Here is a 528-nt window from a genome sequence, read left to right as displayed (position 1 = left end):
CCCCCACCGTGCTCAAGGCCCTGCGCGAGGACGGCTTGTCGTCGTGGGAGACGGCGGGCACGCCGTGGGCGGGTGTTCCACCGGGGCCGCGCAGGCGCAGCAGGGCATTTCCGAGGGAAACCTCGTCCCCCGGCATCAGCTCGACCTCCGAGGCGAGGCGATGGCGGTTGAGGAAGGTGCCGTTCTGGCTGCTGAGGTCCTTCAGGAAGAAGCGGTCGCCGCGGCGGGTCAGGTGCGCATGCCGGCGGCTGATGGACGGGTGCTGCAGGCGGAGGTCGGACGAGGAGGACCGCCCGATGACCAGCGCCCCCTGTTTGATGGGCACCAGTTGCCCGGCGCCGGGGCCTCGCTCGACGTACAGGAAGGCAGGCGCGTACCCGGGGTCCGAGTACTCATTCGAGGTGTCGAAGCGGGAGGCGAGCTCGCGGTCGCTGTTGGCGCGCTCTCCCGGGCCCTGGCGCCGGCTGCGGCGGGAGCCGGCGGGAAACTGGGGAACCCGCTGGGGGCGCGGGTCGTCCGCCTGGAGGG

The 528-nt window shown here is 72.7% G+C and carries 1 protein-coding gene; it reads right to left on the bottom strand.

The annotated features are described in order from the left end of the window. A partial coding sequence (locus G4D87_RS38535; RefSeq protein ID WP_240358960.1) for an FHA domain-containing protein occupies positions 1-528 on the bottom strand: 528 nt, incomplete at both ends.

Source organism: Myxococcus vastator (genome assembly GCF_010894475.1).
Lineage (GTDB): Bacteria > Myxococcota > Myxococcia > Myxococcales > Myxococcaceae > Myxococcus > Myxococcus vastator.
This window is presented reverse-complemented; position numbering and strand designations above follow the sequence as displayed.